This window comes from Tritonibacter aquimaris, assembly GCF_009617595.1.
Taxonomy (GTDB): Bacteria; Pseudomonadota; Alphaproteobacteria; order Rhodobacterales; family Rhodobacteraceae; genus Epibacterium; species Epibacterium aquimaris.
On sequence record NZ_WIXK01000001.1, the window covers coordinates 379,025 to 395,696 of the forward strand.

19 protein-coding genes are annotated in these 16,672 nt (G+C 55.9%); 8 read left to right on the forward strand and 11 right to left on the reverse strand.

Features of this window, described 5'->3' with window-relative positions; all coding sequences use genetic code 11:
• Positions 1–19: 19 nt before the first annotated feature.
• Together GG681_RS01820 and GG681_RS01825 are read left to right on the forward strand one after the other, a co-directional pair.
• A complete protein-coding gene (locus GG681_RS01820; protein WP_153544470.1) occupies positions 20–388 on the forward strand; it encodes a group I truncated hemoglobin in 369 nt (122 codons plus the stop codon).
• Positions 385–1,449, forward strand: coding sequence for an adenylate/guanylate cyclase domain-containing protein (locus tag GG681_RS01825; protein ID WP_153544472.1), 1,065 nt, complete (start codon positions 385–387; stop codon positions 1,447–1,449). Before GG681_RS01820 ends, GG681_RS01825 begins: the two co-directional genes overlap by 4 nt.
• A gap of 24 nt (positions 1,450–1,473) precedes the next feature.
• Here GG681_RS01825 and GG681_RS01830 read toward each other — a convergent pair whose 3' ends face one another.
• The 8 genes from GG681_RS01830 to guaA all read right to left on the reverse strand — a co-directional run bounded on the left by GG681_RS01830 (position 1,474) and on the right by guaA (position 8,466).
• Positions 1,474–2,091, reverse strand: coding sequence for a TetR/AcrR family transcriptional regulator (locus tag GG681_RS01830; protein WP_153544474.1), 618 nt, complete (start codon positions 2,089–2,091; stop codon positions 1,474–1,476).
• On the reverse strand, positions 2,084–2,953 hold the full coding sequence (gene ppk2 / locus GG681_RS01835; RefSeq protein ID WP_153544476.1) for a polyphosphate kinase 2: 870 nt from the start codon (positions 2,951–2,953) through the stop codon (positions 2,084–2,086). The genes GG681_RS01830 and ppk2 overlap by 8 nt, the downstream gene beginning before the upstream one ends.
• Positions 2,954–3,054: 101 nt before the next feature.
• Entirely contained in the window at positions 3,055–3,993 is a 939-nt protein-coding gene (gene metA, locus GG681_RS01840) for a homoserine O-acetyltransferase MetA (RefSeq protein ID WP_153544478.1), read from the reverse strand.
• A gap of 85 nt (positions 3,994–4,078) precedes the next feature.
• Positions 4,079–4,942, reverse strand: a complete 864-nt coding sequence (locus GG681_RS01845; RefSeq protein ID WP_153544480.1) for an ATPase — start codon at positions 4,940–4,942, stop codon at positions 4,079–4,081.
• A 74-nt stretch (positions 4,943–5,016) separates the two neighbouring features.
• The gene (locus tag GG681_RS01850; RefSeq protein ID WP_153544482.1) at positions 5,017–5,901 is read right to left on the reverse strand and encodes a DMT family transporter; all 885 of its coding nucleotides are present in this window, start codon (positions 5,899–5,901) and stop codon (positions 5,017–5,019) included.
• Positions 5,902–5,999: 98 nt separating this feature from the next.
• A complete protein-coding gene (locus tag GG681_RS01855) occupies positions 6,000–6,281 on the reverse strand; it encodes a putative quinol monooxygenase (protein WP_153544484.1) in 282 nt (93 codons plus the stop codon).
• A complete protein-coding gene (locus GG681_RS01860; protein ID WP_153544486.1) occupies positions 6,278–6,916 on the reverse strand; it encodes a YdcF family protein in 639 nt (212 codons plus the stop codon). Before GG681_RS01860 ends, GG681_RS01855 begins: the two co-directional genes overlap by 4 nt.
• On the reverse strand, positions 6,907–8,466 hold the full coding sequence (guaA, locus tag GG681_RS01865; protein ID WP_153544488.1) for a glutamine-hydrolyzing GMP synthase: 1,560 nt from the start codon (positions 8,464–8,466) through the stop codon (positions 6,907–6,909). Before guaA ends, GG681_RS01860 begins: the two co-directional genes overlap by 10 nt.
• 495 nt (positions 8,467–8,961) lie before the next feature.
• Here guaA and GG681_RS01870 point away from each other — a divergent pair, with 495 nt between their 5' ends.
• Complete coding sequence (locus GG681_RS01870) at positions 8,962–10,512, forward strand: trimethylamine methyltransferase family protein (protein WP_153544490.1); 1,551 nt, start codon at positions 8,962–8,964, stop codon at positions 10,510–10,512.
• Between the two features lie 7 nt (positions 10,513–10,519).
• On the opposite strand, the gene GG681_RS01875 is transcribed toward GG681_RS01870, so the two are convergent.
• Positions 10,520–10,864, reverse strand: a complete 345-nt coding sequence (locus tag GG681_RS01875; protein ID WP_153544492.1) for a DUF6477 family protein — start codon at positions 10,862–10,864, stop codon at positions 10,520–10,522.
• A gap of 220 nt (positions 10,865–11,084) precedes the next feature.
• Here GG681_RS01875 and GG681_RS01880 point away from each other — a divergent pair, with 220 nt between their 5' ends.
• Positions 11,085–12,137 (forward strand): DUF6456 domain-containing protein, encoded by a 1,053-nt coding sequence (locus tag GG681_RS01880; RefSeq protein ID WP_153544494.1) that lies wholly within the window; start codon positions 11,085–11,087, stop codon positions 12,135–12,137.
• A 157-nt stretch (positions 12,138–12,294) separates the two neighbouring features.
• Positions 12,295–12,738, forward strand: a complete 444-nt coding sequence (locus GG681_RS01885; protein ID WP_194287120.1) for a DUF4265 domain-containing protein — start codon at positions 12,295–12,297, stop codon at positions 12,736–12,738.
• Positions 12,739–12,836: 98 nt separating this feature from the next.
• Here GG681_RS01885 and GG681_RS01890 read toward each other — a convergent pair whose 3' ends face one another.
• Positions 12,837–13,385 (reverse strand): peroxiredoxin, encoded by a 549-nt coding sequence (locus GG681_RS01890; RefSeq protein WP_153544498.1) that lies wholly within the window; start codon positions 13,383–13,385, stop codon positions 12,837–12,839.
• A gap of 435 nt (positions 13,386–13,820) precedes the next feature.
• Here GG681_RS01890 and lipA point away from each other — a divergent pair, with 435 nt between their 5' ends.
• Positions 13,821–14,771, forward strand: coding sequence for a lipoyl synthase (gene lipA / locus GG681_RS01895; RefSeq protein WP_328593227.1), 951 nt, complete (start codon positions 13,821–13,823; stop codon positions 14,769–14,771).
• A gap of 103 nt (positions 14,772–14,874) precedes the next feature.
• Here lipA and hpt read toward each other — a convergent pair whose 3' ends face one another.
• Positions 14,875–15,420, reverse strand: coding sequence for a hypoxanthine phosphoribosyltransferase (gene hpt / locus GG681_RS01900; RefSeq protein WP_153544500.1), 546 nt, complete (start codon positions 15,418–15,420; stop codon positions 14,875–14,877).
• A gap of 73 nt (positions 15,421–15,493) precedes the next feature.
• Between hpt and GG681_RS01905 the strand changes: the two genes are divergently transcribed.
• Both GG681_RS01905 and GG681_RS01910 read left to right on the forward strand, forming a co-directional pair.
• Positions 15,494–15,940 (forward strand): type II toxin-antitoxin system RatA family toxin, encoded by a 447-nt coding sequence (locus tag GG681_RS01905; protein WP_153544502.1) that lies wholly within the window; start codon positions 15,494–15,496, stop codon positions 15,938–15,940.
• Between the two features lie 72 nt (positions 15,941–16,012).
• Positions 16,013–16,660: a class I SAM-dependent methyltransferase gene (locus tag GG681_RS01910; protein WP_194287121.1), complete on the forward strand. Its 648-nt coding sequence runs from the start codon at positions 16,013–16,015 to the stop codon at positions 16,658–16,660.
• Positions 16,661–16,672 lie beyond the last annotated feature (12 nt).

Genomic DNA, 16,672 nt, shown 5'->3' on the forward strand with positions numbered 1-16,672 from the left:
AGCTGTGTGGTGGGGTTCAATGTCCAAAAGCCTCTATGATAAATACGGCGGCTTCAAAACGGTCAGCCGGGTGGTGATCACCTTCTACGAGCTGGTGCTCGATTCTGACGTTGTGGGCCATCATTTCGATGACATCGATATGGGCCGCCTGATCGATCATCAGACCAAATTCATGTCCTCGCTTCTGGGCGGGCCGGTCTCCTTTGGGGATGAACGGCTCAGGACGGTGCATCGCGGTCTCATCATTACCCATGCAGAATTTGACGAGATTATCACCCTGCTTTCTGAGGCATTACAGATGCATGGCATGGAGCAGGGTGACATTAATATGGTGCGCCAAGCCATTGAAACAAAACGCGGGGTTATCGTCGCCCGCGAGCCATCATGAGCATTGCTGCCATCAATGAACAGTTGCTGCGCGCCATTGGGGTTGGGGTGGCGCTGGTGCGGGCGGATGATCTTAGTTTTGTGTTTCACAATCAGCCTTTTGCGGAATGGTTCGGTAGTCCCGACAAAAATGCAAAGCTCACCGATGTGATGGAGACATTACAGATGGGCGATCTCAGCGCGCTGACCACCGATGGGCTGCGCTTTTCGTCCGAGTTGCAGATCAAACGCAAACGCCGCACCCTGGTGTTTGCGGTTAATATTTCGCTGACCACGGAAACCGGAACGCCGCTTTTGGTGGTGGAATGCCAGAATATCACCCGCATTCGCGAACTCGAAAGCATGATCGACAGCTATTCCACCATGGTGGAGCGCAACACCCGCGAGCTTGCGCGCGAAAAGGAACGCGCCGAACGGTTGCTGCTCAATCTGATGCCGCGCAGCGTCTATGAGGAATTCAAAACCTTTGGCGTGGTCACCCCGCAACTTTATCCGCAGGTCTCGGTGGTGATGCTCGATTTTGTCAATTTCACTGATTTTGCCTCCAAAACGGATCCAACCGTCACCCTTGGTGAGCTCAACGATATTTTCACAGCCTTTGACCGCATCGTTGAACAATTTGGCTGCGAGCGGATCAAAACCATTGGTGATGCCTATCTGGCGGTCTCGGGCATGCCGGAACCCAACCCCGATCACACCAGCGCCGTGGCCCATTGCGCCACCCGGTTTCTGCGCTATCTGGAGCGGCGTAATCAAAGCCACCCGCACACCTGGCAGGCGCGGGTGGGGCTGGGGTATGGCGCGGTGGTTGGCTCGGTCGTGGGGGTGCAGAAATATGTCTATGACGTTTTTGGCCCAGCGGTGAACCTGGCGGCGCGGCTACAGGTGCAGGCCGAACCCATGACCATTGTCGCCCCCGCCGCCATGCAGCAGAGGCTGGAGGAAGAGTTTCACATCACCCCGCTGGGGCGCGAAACGCTGAAAGGCATTGGTGAGGTTGATATGGTACAAGTGGTACAATCGCTAGAGGACAATCACCAAAAACACGGGCTGCCGGTGTAATATGATACAATCGGGCAGGGTGGTCTATTGATCCGGCTCAATCAATCCCAGACCGCGCAGATAGATCCCGATCCCACTTTCCAGCAGGTCTTCGGGCGCAAACGGCGCGGCTGTGCCCGGTGCGTTGCGGGCAAACAGCTCCACCACCCCGTGGCTCATCGCCATGATATGGGCCGAAAACATCGAGGCAGGCGGGCGTTTATCGGCTGGGATGTGCTGGCTTAATGCATCTGCGGCCTGTTCCAGGATGCCACGCGCCCGCGCTGCAGCTTCGGCCAGATCCGGGGTGCGATTGACAGAAATCCCACTTTCAAACATCGCAATATAATGGCCCGGATGTTTGCGCGCAAAAGCCAGATAGGCGCGCCCGGTTGCTTCAAAGGCGGCAAGCGCAGAAGGCTGGTATTTCTCCGAGGCATGTTGCAGCAAATCTGCAAACATAACAAAGCCTTGGCGCGCAGCTTCGGCAATCAGATCTTCGCGACCCTCAAAATGGCGATAGACCGCAGCCGGGGTGACCCCCGCCTGTTTCGCCGCCTCTGACAGGGTAAAACCCGTGGGGCCTTTTACCTCAATCAGGCGCAGCGCTGCCTCAACCAGGGCCTGGCGCAGATTGCCGTGATGATAGCCGCGTTTAGACATCAAGCATATCCGGCCCGCCACAAATCAATTCATCGCAAAAGGCAATCGCGGCCTCGTCTTTGTTGTCATAGTCCACCGCGCTGAGAACGGTGGAAATCGCTGCCAGTCGCGCGCGGCGTTTGTCATCTGATCGAACCACCGTCCAGGGCGCCGCCAGTGAATGGCTGCGATCCAATGTTTCGCGAATGGCAGCGCTATAGTCATCCCAAAGCGCCAGCCCGTTTACATCGACCGGGCTCAGCTTCCATTGTTTCAACGGGTCGCTTTCACGCGCCAGAAACCGGCGCAATTGTTCCGCACGCCCCACATTGAGCCAGAATTTAAACAGTACAATCCCATCATCCACCAGTGCCTCTTCAAAGCCGCGCACCTGATGGAAGAAGCGTTCGCGCTCGAGATCGGTACAAAAGCCAAACACTTTTTCCACCACACCGCGATTGTACCAGCTGCGATCAAAGAATGTGATCTCTCCGGCTGCGGGCAGATGGGCAATGTAGCGCTGAAAATACCACTGGGTCTTTTCCGCATCCGTGGGTTTGGGCAGCGCCACCACCCGCGCGCCCCGTGGGTTCAGGTTTTCGCGAAACCGCTTGATTGTACCGCCTTTGCCAGCAGCGTCGCGGCCTTCAAACACAATCGCCACCCGTTTGCCGCGCGCTTTGACCGAGGCCTGCAGTTTCACAAGTTCGACCTGCAACGCGTCAATGGCGCGCTCATAGTCCTTGCGCGCCATGCGTTCGCCGTAAGGGTAGCTGGGGTTCAGGATCTGGTCTTTCTCGGCCGATTTGATCGCTTTGCGCACCTCTTTGGGCGCATCTTCCCTGTGGTAGCGGCTGATGGCCCCATCAAACGGCAAAGACATGATCAAACCTCCTGATATCGCACTGATTTATCAGTCAAAGTCTAGCGGGACGCGACCCCAAGTGAAACCCCGCCCAAAACCTAAACCAGATGCTGTGCTGTTTACGCGCGCAGATCAGTGCTTTCCTGGCCGATCTTTGAGATATCAAAGGTGGTGGTTTGATAGATCTCGCTGATCCAGTTGCCATACAAAAGATGCGCATGGCTGCGCCAGCGGTTCAGCGGCGCGCGGCTGGGATCATCATCGGGGTAGTAATTCACCGGCACATCAATGGCGCTGCCACCGGCAACATCGCGATCATATTCCTGCTTCAGCGTGTCGCTGTCATATTCAAAGTGGTTAAAAATATAAAGCGCACGATGTTTGGGATCTTCGATCAAACAGGGGCCAACCTCGGGGCTGCTCAACAGAGTGCGCAGATCGGGACGCGCATCAATATCGGCTTGCAAAATCTCGGTCCAGCGGCTCACCGGGATGACGCAATCATCTGAAAAACCACGCAAATACGGCGAGGCCGGATCCATATTCTGATGCCGGTAACAGCCAAAATACTTGGCGTCCAGCAGCTGTTTCTCCACCCCGTGGAAATGGTTGATCATCGCCATGCCGCCCCAGCACACGCCAAAGGTGGAATGCACATTGGTCTGGGTCCAGTCAAAGATCTGGCGCAGCTCATCCCAATAAGTCACCTCATCAAACGGCAGATGTTCAATCGGCGCGCCGGTGATAATCAGCCCGTCGAATTTCTGATCCTTCACCTCCTGAAAGGTGCGATAAAATTCTGCCATATGGGCGGCGGCGGTGTTTTTGGTCTGATGCTCGCTCATACGAATGAGCGTCAGCTCAATCTGCAAAGGCGTTGCCCCGATCAGGCGCGCAAACTGGTTTTCGGTCTGGATTTTTTTCGGCATCAGATTGAGCAGAGCAATCTTTATTGGCCGGATATCCTGACGCGCAGCCTGATCCGGCGACATGACCATCACGCCTTCGTTCGTCAGAACGTCAAAGGCGGGCAGGTCAGAGGGGATCTTGATAGGCATTGTTCACGCAGTCCTTGCAGTTTGTATCTGAGACCGAGGTGTTTGCCCCCGGTCAGGTGGTTTAAGAGACCAGAAAATAGTCAGCCTAGGCTTGGTCCTCAAGAGCCTTGGCGATCAAGTTTATGAAATCCTCTTCCGTCTTCACGGCGGAGATCTCTTCGGCGGTGACCGTCACCCCCCAATTTTTGGCCATTGCGGCATAGCGGGGCTGACGATGGGCCAGCGCCTGGGCATAGGTCCAGCGGATAAATTCATCCGGCTCCACCGCATCAGCGCTGATATCTTGTTCTTTTAGATATTTATCCCAGCTACGGTTAAGAAACTCTGGCTGATACGACATCGGCTTGGGCGCGCGATCAAACCGGCGCACCAGCTCCTCGGTATGGGCGTCACTGCCTTTGATCCAGACCAGCAGCGTGTGTTTGGAAAGCTCGGTCAGGATCGGATCTTTGGGGTTGTCCGCATCGACCCATTCACAGATCGAGCCACCACTGTCGCAGATGAAATTGTCATAATTATAGAGCGTCTGCGAGCGGTTGATGAAATATTCCGTATCCATCAGCGCTCGGATTTCTGCCTGGCGGAATTGCTCCTGACGGCGGCGGTATTCATCAATCAGCAGCCCGCCTTTGTCCGGGTTGCCGGGTTTACCCAGATAGGCCGCCATCGGCGCCAGGTTTTCAAAGCTGATGTTTGAGCCAATGTAGATCGAATCCGACAGCAGCAGCTCGCGCAGAAACGGCACTTTCATCGCCTCGGCCTTGGCGTTATCGGCGATATATTCCCCCATGTAGCGGGTGCCAATGCGGTAATCGATCGAATAGTGGAACCAGTCTCCAGCACCACGCAGCACGTTTGACACATAAGTCTTGCCCAGACCCGACATGCCAAAAAACAAGATGCGTTTATGCGGCGCATCACGCCACGCCTGTGCAGAAGAATACAACATGGGTTATCCTGATCTTATGCCCTGCGCGGGCCCTGTTCACGACTTGCTAGCCAGTGCGTGAAGGCGGGTCAATGCTAGAGGCTGCGTCGGCTCGCCGTGATGTTGAGATAATTGCCCGCAAAAATCACCACCGCGCCAGTGATCACCCAGATGTCGATGGCTTCATTGTACAAAACCATCCCCACCAGCGCGATCGCGGGCAGGCGGACAAAATCGATTGGCGTCACCACCGAAATCGGCGCAATCGCCAATGCATTGGCCAAGCAGAAATGCGCAGACAATCCGCAGATCCCCACCAGCACCAGCCAGGGCGCGGTTTGCCAGGTGGGCCAGGTGATCACCCCATCGTAACCCATTGCCACCACACCAAATACCAGCTGCAGCGTGGTCAGCCAGAACAGGATCGATCCAATACCTTCAACCTTGGTCAGGCTCTTGGTGACCACATTGGTCAGCGCAAAGAAAAACGCCGCAATGGCCGCCAGCGGAATGCCGATGTTCCAGACCCCAACACCGGGGCGCGTCACAATCAAGATCCCCGCAAAACCAATCAGCGCCGCCACCACCTGCACCCGGCGGATCTGATCCTTGAGCAGGACAGACGCCAGCACCATCGCCCACAAAGGTGAGGTAAACTCCAGCGCAAACACCTGCGCCAGCGGTGCCACCGCAATCGCCCAGAACCACAGGTTCTGTCCGGTGAAATGGGCCACATTGCGCAGCATATGTTGGGGCAATCGTTCACGGCGTACCTGTGACCAGCTTTTGGTCAGGCTCAGCGCGGCGAATACAATTAACATGCTCACCAGGCTGCGAAACGCCATGATTTCAAAGGTATCATGGGTCGCGCTCAGCTCTCGTCCGGCCACTGCCATGGCGGAAAACGATACAATGCCGCCGGACATCCAGAGGACTGTTCGAAACAATACGGACTGTTCTGGTACAACTTCGGTGGTCATGCGTGTATCTCCCGCCTCCACAAGCCCGCCATTCACCACAAGGTCAAGGGGGAAACGCTGTGCATAACCGCACAGTGCTAACGCAGATCTGCAATGTATCAGTCTGTATCAAGCTGGCGGATTTGGTAGTTGCGGGCAACATTGCGGCTGATTTTACCCCAGTCTGACGCCTTCACCCGTGCCTGATGCGCGTCAAAGGCGGCTTGGTCGACAAAACGTTCCAGCACAGAAAAACGTCCGGCCACATCTGGCAGCTCATTCACTTCAAACAGGATGCAGCCCGACCCAAGCCGGGTCAGGCGGATATGCTCCTGCAAGGCCACGCGCACCAGATCAAGCTCATCCAGTGGTACATCAATATATCCGCTCAGCTCAATCATCGCAGCATCCAGTGTAGGTTATCCGCGCCCAACGCGGTGAACGCCGAATAGGCCAGCGCCCGCGCGCCATTGATCCAGATTTTTGCCACTTCCGCAACCAAAAGCCGTCGGGGCAGCTGGTCTGGCTGAACCGCCAGCAGCTGCAGATCGCGTGCGCCAGCCCAATAAAACGACGCCGCCGCGCGGGGCAGATGAAATGTGTCAGTCACAAGGATCAGATCCCGCGTCGCAGGCAGTATTGGCAGGGTAAAGATCGCGTTCTGAAGCGTTGATTCTGAACGATCTTCCACCACTATCGCACGCTCGGGCACCCGCATATCCCGCGCCAGTTCCGCCATCTGGCGGGCGGTCGCTGCCGCATCATGGGTGGTGTTGCCGCCGCTAAAGGCAATCAGTGGCGCAAGACCCGCGTGATAGGCCGCAATACAAAGCTCTGCGCGCGCCTTGGTGTAGGTGCCCAGCGTGCCATCCGCCCTAAGCCCCGCCGCCAGACAGACAATCGCGGTGGCCGGTTCAAACGTGGCAAGATCCTTGCGCGGCCAGTGATAGCTCCACAGGTAGACCGCGCCAAATGTCAAAAGGCCGAGGAAACCCCCGGCCTTCAATAACCACAGACTGCGGCGGATTATTCCCACTCAATTGTCCCTGGAGGTTTGGAGGTGATGTCATAGGTGCAGCGGTTGATGCCTTTGACTTCATTGATGATCCGGGTTGCGGTTTCACCAAGGAATTCATGGGTGAACGGATAATAATCCGCAGTCATCCCATCAACGGAAGTCACCGCGCGCAATGCACAGGCGTAATCATAGGTGCGCCCGTCGCCCATCACACCCACGGTGCGGACAGGAAGGATCGCAACAAAGGCCTGCCAGATTTCATCATAAAGACCGTGTTTGCGGATCTGGTCGATATAGACCGCATCAGCTTCGCGCAGGATCTCCAGCTTTTCGCGGGTAATCTCACCGGGGCAACGAATGGCAAGGCCCGGCCCTGGGAAGGGGTGGCGGCCAATAAAGCTTGCAGGCAGGCCCAGTTCGCGGCCCAGCTCACGCACTTCGTCTTTGAACAGCTCGCGCAGCGGCTCTACCAGCTTCAGGCCCATTTTTTCCGGCAGACCACCCACATTGTGGTGCGATTTGATGGTGACCGAAGGCCCGCCCGAGAAAGAGACCGATTCAATCACATCCGGATACAGCGTGCCCTGCGCCAGGAACTCGGCCCCTTCGATGGTGTCGGCGTGTTTCTGGAACACATCAATAAAGAGCTTACCGATGATTTTACGCTTGGTTTCGGGATCAGACTGGCCGTCCAGCTCGCCCAGGAACAATTCCTGCTCATCGGCGTGAATGAGGCGCATGTTGTAGTTGTCGCGGAACATGGTGACAACTTCTTCGGCCTCACCCTTGCGCAGCAGACCGTGATCCACAAACACGCAGGTCAACTGATCACCAATGGCTTCGTGGATCAAAACGGCCGCAACCGAGCTGTCAACGCCGCCAGAAAGGCCACAGATCACCTGTTTATCGCCAACCTGTTCGCGGATCTTTTCGATCATCTGCTCGCGATAGGCGCCCATGGTCCAGTCGCCTTTGAACCCGGCCAGTTTGACAAAGTTCTCATAAAGCTTGGCACCATTGGGGGTGTGGTGCACTTCGGGGTGGAACTGCACCGCGTAGAAATGGCGCGAGACATCAGCGGTAATGGCATAAGGCGCATTGGGGGAGGTGCCGTAGACCTCAAACCCCGGTGCGATTTCAGAGACGTGATCGCCGTGGCTCATCCAGACCTGCTCGTCACCGTCTGCAAACCAACCGTCCAGAATGTCGAGGCTGTTTTTCGGGGTCACAAAGGCACGGCCAAATTCCGCAGTGCCATGGCCGCTTTCGACTTTGCCGCCAAGCTGGGTCATCATGGTCTGCTGACCATAGCAGATGCCAAGGATCGGCACGCCCAGATCAAAGATCTCCTGCGGCGCACGCGGAGACCCTTCGCGGGTCACACTGTCGGGGCCACCAGAAAAGATCACGGCTTTGGGCGCGAACTCACGCACAAATGCCATATCAACATTCTGATAGGGGTGAATTTCGCAATAGACATTCAGCTCGCGCAAGCGACGGGCAATGAGCTGCGTCACCTGGCTACCAAAGTCGATGATAAGAAGGCGGTCGTGGGATGTCTCTGTCATGTTCCGCCAATACGTCGAAGCCGCTGTCATGGCAAGGGTGAATAAAGGCAATTTGCGCAAATTGAACGCGAAGATTTGTGGCTGCAAACAAAGGGTGTATCGGCGCAAATTTTCACGTGTTCAGGGAACATCGCAGCTTTGGGAAAGACCATAAAGATCAAACCCGTCTTCGCGGCCAGGTGTGATACGAACGGCGATTTCAACCGGGCGGATAGGTTGCAGGTTGGTTGACCCAACCACCGGCAGAATGCTCGCGGGATGGGCCGAGCATTGCCGATTGCCGCGGCATGGAAAACTACCGCGCCTGTACCGTGCCTGCGCTGGGACTTGCGTCGAGATCATCATGATCAACCGGGATGACAACTATTCGAAATAGCGCAGATGAGCCCATCTACATGTCGCATTTGAAACGGATGCGCCGCTTCTTTATGGCACTTGCCCCTAGATCTTGGATATCTGTCGAGAAACCATAAGATCTGTGCCGAGGAAAAACACATGGCTGAAGCTGAAAAAGCACCGCGCCGTCGCGCGCGTGGAGGTGGGGGCGCTGCGCGTCGGGCAGAACGCACTGCGGTGAAAATTGAAACCGCAAAATACATCACCCGCAATGTGCCCAATTTTGAAGTTCTGAACGAAGAAGCGCTTCAGATCATTGAGGCCAACGCGGAAACCGTACTCGAAGAAGTTGGTGTCAACTTTGTTGACAACCCGGCCGCGTTGGAGCGCTGGCGCGAAGCGGGTGCAACCATCGATGGTGAACGCGTACGCATTCCCCGTGGTCTCGCACGTGAGCTGTGCAAAACCGCGCCAAGCCAATTTACCCAACATGCCCGCAACCCAGAGAAATCGGTGGTTGTTGGCGGTAATAATATGGTGCTGGCACCAGTCTATGGTCCGCCCTTTGTACGCGATGCACAAGGTGGCCGCCGCTATGCCACGCTGGATGATTTCCAGAAGTTTGTAAAACTCGGCTATATGTCGAAATGGCTGCACCATTCCGGCGGCACCGTTTGTGAACCCACCGATGTGCCGGTCAACAAACGCCACCTGGACATGCTGCTGGCGCATATGACCCTGTCGGACAAGCCGTTCATGGGCTCGGTCACCGAACCCAGTCGGGCGCAAGACAGTGTTGAGATGTGCGAAATCCTGTTTGGTAAGGAATTCGTGCAGGAAAACACCGTGATGACCTCGCTCATCAACATCAACTCGCCACTGACCTTTGATGACGTGATGATGGGGGCGCTGGAAGTCTATGCCAAAAACAACCAGGCCTGCATCATTTCGCCCTTTATCGTGGGCGGTGCCATGGCACCGGTGTCGGTTGCAGGCACGCTGACCCAGGTTCTGGCCGAAGTTCTGGCCGGTGTGGCCTATAGCCAGCTGATCCGTCCCGGCGCGCCGGTGATCTTTGGCGCAATGGTAACCTCGATCGATATGAACTCGGGCGCGCCGACCTTTGGCACCCCAGAAGCCTCGCATATCACCTATGGCGCAGGGCAGCTGGCGCGGCGTCTGAACCTGCCGTTCCGCTCGTCGGGGTCGTTCTGTGGTTCCAAACTGCCGGATGCGCAGGCTGCCTATGAAACCGCAAACTCGCTCAACATGGGGCTGCTTTCTGGCGTGAACTTCATGCTGCACTCCTGTGGCTGGCTTGAAGGTGGTCTGGTGGCTGACTTTGAAAAATTCGTGATGGATGCTGACCAATTGGGTGTCCTTCATGGGTTGGCCAAAGGCGTTGAGGTGGATGAAAACGCGCAAGCGATGGATGCCATCCGCGAAGTAGGGCCGGGCGGTCACTATCTGGGCTGTGCCCATACCCAAGCCAATTTCCAGACCGCGTTCTGGAAATCAGAGGTGCTGGATTACAAACCGTTTGAAGCCTGGGAAGAAGAAGGCGCACGCGACACCTATGCGCTGGCGACCAACCGGGTGGAATATCTGCTGAACAACTATCAGCAGCCCGCGCTGGATCCGGCGATCAACAAGGCGCTCAACGATTATGTTGCAGCCAAGAAAGCCTCGATGCCCGACGCCTTTATCTAAGAGGCGTTTATGTAAACGGTGCACATCGGCACAGATCAGGCGGCTCGCGAGGGCCGTCTTTTTTGTTGCCGATCTGTGAAAAATACCGCGCGGTCTCTGCACGCAAAGCGATAAGAACATCGATGTGATCTTGGTAGCTATAGGCATAAGAATTACATGTACGCAGGTGATTCATCGCCCGTTCCAGATCCAGTAATGCCATCAATCCGGGCAGGGTGCGCGGGGTTTCTTCACGTTTAAGGATACGCTTTAAATCTATGGCGCGGCGATATTTTCCCTCGCCGATGCGAGCTGCGCGCAGCAAAAGGTTCGGACGGGTCAGCTGTGTTATCTGGGTTGCGACAGGCTGCATCTTTTCTTCCTTTCGTGCTGTGAACGAAGGAATGATATTGCAACCTATTGGGGTGTTGCGGCAGCCGAGTGAAGAGCGCGCGCCCCCTTTAGTCTTGATTGATAACTTATGGGAAACAATTCTGGGACCCGCGCGTGTGGTGCATGTCAGCTGTCATGTGCCTGCGGGGATTGGTCGACTGAATTGGGGTGATGATCGCACTAAACATAGGGCTACATCGATGCAAACGATAAAAGTGACACGGGTCCCACGCTGGATTCCTGAGGAGGTACGGCGGTATCTGGAACACACGGAAAATGGTCGTTCCATCCGTCAGATTGCACGTTTGGCGGGGTGCCATCCGTCGACGGTCATGCGGCAGGTGCGCCGGGTTGAAGCGCTGCGCGATGATCCATTGATCGAGGTGGCGCTTGAGGTATTGTCGAAACGGTTTTTTCAGCGTGTTGACAAAGGGATGGAAGGATCTGCTCAACTGTTTGGAACGGGTAAGGAACCCCCCGAAACCCGGATCTATCAGGTGCTTGGATGGCTCAACCGCAGTCAGGCGGTTTTGGCCTATGCGCAGGGTATGGATCGGGCGGTAATCGTCTGTGGGCCGCAAGGCCATGAAGACAAGATCAGCCTCGACAAAGCAGAGGCCGGGGAGCTGGCGCTGCGTGGCTGGGTGGCGTGCCTGAACAAGGGGCGATTGTCGCGCTATGAAATCAGCGAAGACGGCCGTCTGGCGTTGAGCGAGTTTCTGGCGCGCGAGGCAAACCGCGCCCGTTTGATCCGTGAAACCGGCTTTAGCGAATCCACCGTGGCGTTTCAGCATGCGGCGCAGGGCAAGACCCGCAGCGCGCGCAAACTACGCTGCCCAACCACCGACACCCCGCTGATGGTGCTGTCGCGGCTGCTTGATCCGCAGGGCGCGCCCTTTGTCAGCGCAGATCTGGTGCGGGCGGGCGAACGGCTGCGCGAAGACTTTGAACTGGCGCAGATCGGCACGCATATCAATCAGGCAGAGCAGGCCTTTGCTGATGGTTGCGCTGATGCAGCCCCGGTGTCGCCCTATCGCGGCGCGCAGGAGCGGGCGATGAATGCGCTTGCGGCGCTGGGGCCGGGGCTCAGCGATATTGCGCTGCGCTGCTGTTGCCATCTTGAGGGGCTGGAAGCGGCGGAAAAACAGCTTGGCTGGTCGGCGCGTTCCGGCAAGGTGGTATTGCGCATCGCCTTGCAACAGCTGAAGTTTCACTATGACACGCTGCTTGCGGAAGAGGAGATGATTGGTTGATGGTGTTGACCAAGCGCCCGCCACAAAGAGCCGTGTTTTGTTTGCTGTCGCAACGGGCATGCCAAGCCTTCAGGGCTGAAATGATGGTGTCGGTTTGCTATGGCGCAAAACAACAGGGACTGTTTCTCTGCGCATGGAGGAAGGAAGAGATGACCTGATGGAAAAGGTATTTGCAGAGCTTAAGTCAGAGGATTGGCACGGGTACAGCACCGAGAGCCTTTGGGCGACCCCCGTCGAAGAAGGACGGTTCAGGATCGAGAATTCGCCTTTTTTTGCCGAGGGTTTCTCATTTGGAGATATCGTTGACACCATAATGCGAGATGGGGTTGCTTGGATCACCGGCTTGGCGCGCCCTTCGGGGAGTTCAACCTATCGCATCCTGCTGGGTGAAAATGTAGAGGCCGCGCAATTCACGCGGTTCTGGAAGCCGTTGCAGCAGGCGGGCTGTTCTTTTGAGCATGGCGACTTTGGCTTTGAGATCCGGGCCGTGCATGTGCCGAAAGAGACCGATATTCACAAGGCCTATCGCCTGCTGGAAGCTGGCGAAGCGGCCTCTGTTTGGGAGTTCGAGGAAGGGCACTGCGGCCATATGCAGCCATGAATTTGGGCGTTTGCAAAAATTCATTCTTTGGCTGCTTTACCCATACATAAAGGGCCCGCGTGTGGCGGACCCTTGGGTGTTTTGTGTGGCCGCGCGCTTTAGGCTGCGGTGGTTGCTTTTGCGTCTTTCAGATGCTTCAGCAGAGTTTCCGGCGAAGACACGCCATAGGGGTCTTCGGGGTGGTTGTCCGACAGGCCGGGCTCTTCGAACCAGGCTTCGACCACGCCATCGTTTACGATGGCTGCATAGCGCCAGGAGCGTGCACCAAAGCCCAGGTTGGCTTTGTCGACCAGCATGCCCATTTTGCGGGTGAATTCGCCAGAACCATCCGGGATCACGCCAACGTTTTCCAGGTTCTGGGATTGCGCCCATTTGTTCATCACAAAGCTGTCGTTGACGGACATGCAGTAGATCGCATCCACACCTTCGGCCTGAAAATCAGCAAAGCCTTTTTCAAAGCCGGGCAGCTGGTAGGTGGAGCAGGTCGGGGTGAAGGCACCGGGCAGCGAGAACAGGATGACGCGCTTGCCTGCAAAATAGTCTGCTGTGGTTTTGTCTTCCCAGCGGAACGGGTTTGAACCTTCAATCGACTCATCACGCACGCGGGTGTGAAAGGTCACGTCTGGGAGCTTTACGCCAGCTTTCATCTTGGTCTCCATAACATCTAAGGTAGAGTTTCTAGGGTTGGTTATAATAATTCTAATTTTGGCGCAACGGATGTTTGCGGCACGCTGGTATTGATTGAAAATGCTGCGTCGCAGAATGTCACGAACTGTCTGCATTTGTGGCGTTTGTGGTCGCTAATGTGACGTTTTTGGTGGCAAATGCTGCGCTGCTAATGCGGTGGGAGAAGCGGTCAAAATTTAAACATTTATTCTGAGCTCCTATGCAAATCTGACAGGGCTGCACTGCACGGGACGCCGGGTGCCTTTCCAGTGGCACTGTGATATGACATTGTGCTAAATGCGGGCAGGCCTTGAGAAGGGTTTCCAGAGTGCCGCCCTTTTTGATGCAGGTGTAACAAGGATGTTGCGCTGAAATAGGCCGAAGCAATTATCGGCCGAACGACAGAGAGTACGCGTGTGAGAGACCTTAAAATCCCAGAGCAGCGCCACCCGGAAAAAGCGCATCGCCCCGACAATGCTCAGCCAAAAAAGCCAAGCTGGATTCGCGTAAAGGCGCCCGGTGGTAAAGGCTATGCGGATACGCATAAAATCATGCGGGAAAACGGGCTTGTCACCGTCTGCGAAGAGGCCGGTTGCCCCAATGTTGGCGAATGCTGGAGCCAGGGCCACGCCACCATGATGATCATGGGGGAAATTTGTACCCGTGGCTGTACCTTCTGTAATATCGCCACCGGTAAACCCGATGGGCTGGATGCGTTTGAACCGGGCCGGGTGGCTCATGCGGTGCAGAAACTGGGCCTGAACCACGTTGTGATCACATCGGTGGATCGCGACGATCTGGATGACGGGGGCGCTGACCATTTTGCCCAGACCATCCGGGCGGTACGTCACCGCAGCCCCAGCACCACCATTGAAATTCTGACGCCGGATTTCCTGAAAGCCAAGCCAGGTTCGCTTGAGATGGTGGTCGAAGCGAAGCCGGATGTGTTCAACCACAACCTTGAAACCGTGCCTGGGCTCTATCTCGAAGTGCGCCCCGGTGCGCGCTATTTCCATTCGCTGCGTTTGCTGCAGCAGATCAAGGAAATGGATCCGTCGATCTTTACCAAATCCGGTATTATGGTTGGCCTGGGCGAAAAAGCCCCTGAGGTCAAACAGGTGATGGATGATATGCGTGCCGCTGATGTGGATTTCCTGACCATTGGTCAATATCTGCAGCCGACGCCAAAACACCACGCCGTGGATCGGTTTGTGACACCGGAAGAGTTTGAAACCTATGAAAAAGCCGCCTATGGCAAGGGCTTTTTGATGGTTTCTGCGACCCCTTTGACGCGGTCATCTTACCATGCGGGCGACGATTTTGCGCAGCTGCGTGAGGCGCGCAACAAAAAGCTGGGCATTGCTTAAGCAATCTGAGCCTGAGTGATCCGGGCCTGAGCGATCTGAAACAGCAGATTTATGTGAAAAACCGCGCCTTTGAGCGCGGTTTTTTATGTATGGGGATCTGTGTTTAGCTGTCTTCGGTAAAGCGCACCTTGCCGATGAAGGGCAGGTTGCGATTGCGTTGGGCAAAATCGATACCGTAGCCGACAACAAATTCATCCGGGATCGAAAAACCGATCCAGTCCGCTTTGAAATCCGCTTCGCGCCGCGAGGGTTTATCCAGCAAGGCAATGGTTTTCAGCCGCGCGGGGTTGCGGCTTTGCAGCAGTTTTGTGACATGCGCCAGCGTGTGTCCGGTATCAACAATATCTTCCACCACCAGCACATCGCGCCCTTCAATTGCGCCGCGCAAATCTTTGAGAATACGCACTTCTCGGCTGCTTTCCATGCCGTCTCCATAGGAGGAAGCCTCGAGGAAATCCACCTCGATCGGCAGGTCAAGATCGCGCACGAGATCGGCAATGAACACAAAGCTTCCGCGCAAAAGCCCGACCACCACAAGCTTGTCTGTATCGCCAAATTCCTTGGTGATTTCACGGCTGAGCTCTTCTATCTTTGCCGCGATCGCCTTGGCTGAAATCATCACGTCGATGACATATGGACGCTGTTCCATGATTGTCCCCTTGAATTTTCCCTCTGTTCATAAGACATGAACGTGTTGAAAGACAAACAGAAGCGCGAAATTTATGCCCACCCATTCTGAAACACGGCCGCTGCCTTATACTGCCCAGCAGATGTATGATCTGGTGGCAGATGTGGCCAAATATCCCAAGTTCCTGCCCTGGTGCGCGGCTGCGCGTATTCGCTCTACTGTGCCCACAGGTGATGATGTGGTGATGGAGGCGGATCTGGTGATTTCGTTCAAAGTGTTTCGTGAGCGTTTTGGCAGCCGGGTGGTGTTGCACCCGAATAAGCATGAAATCGACACCGAATATCTGGATGGGCCGTTTCGCTATATGAAGTCGAACTGGGCGTTTTCGGACCGCGAAGATGGCGGTTGTGATGTGTCGTTCTTTGTTGATTTTGAGTTTAAAAACGCGGTGTTACAGGGCATAATTGGTGTGGTGTTCAATGAGGCGATGCAACGGATCGTGCGTGCCTTTGAACGTCGCGCGGCTGAACTTTATAGCTGAAGAAAGCGCTTGACCTCATCCGGGCTTTAAGTGGCATCACTTGGGGCAAAGAGACCTTTTATGGAGGCCCGTATGGAAGAGGCATTTTGGCAGGCCCGCTGGAGCGAAGGCCGGATTGGTTTTCACCAGCGCGCAGTAAACCCTCATCTGCAGTGGTATTTTGAACAGTTCTTGCCGGGCGACACTGCGCGCGGCGGGCATGTGTTTGTGCCGCTGTGTGGCAAGAGCCTGGATCTGGATTGGCTGCTGGCGCAGGGGATGCAGGTCACGGGGATCGAATTTCACGAGGCCGCTGTGGCTGAGGTATTTGCCCGCCTGGAGCGCACGCCTGAGATCACCGATCTTGGTGGTTTAAAACGCTACCGTGCGGGTAAGCTCACGCTTTATGTTGGGGATTTTTACGCGCTGGCGGCGGCAGAGCTTGGCCGCGTGGATCTGGTTTATGATCGCGCGGCTATGGTTGCGGTGGATCCCAAGACGCGGCAGGCCTATGGCAACCAGATCGCGGCATTGGCTGCGGGCGCGCAACAGCTGATTATCAGCTATGACTATGATCAGGCGCAAAAAGATGGCCCGCCGTTTTCGCTGCCAGAGGGGGCGATCCGAACGGTTTACGATGGGCGCTACCTTGTTGAATTGCTTGTAGAAGGCGCGGCTGGGGGATCATTGGGCCAGCAGGTTGCGGCGAAAGAACAGGTCTGGCTGTTACAGCCCAAATGAAAAACGGGCCCC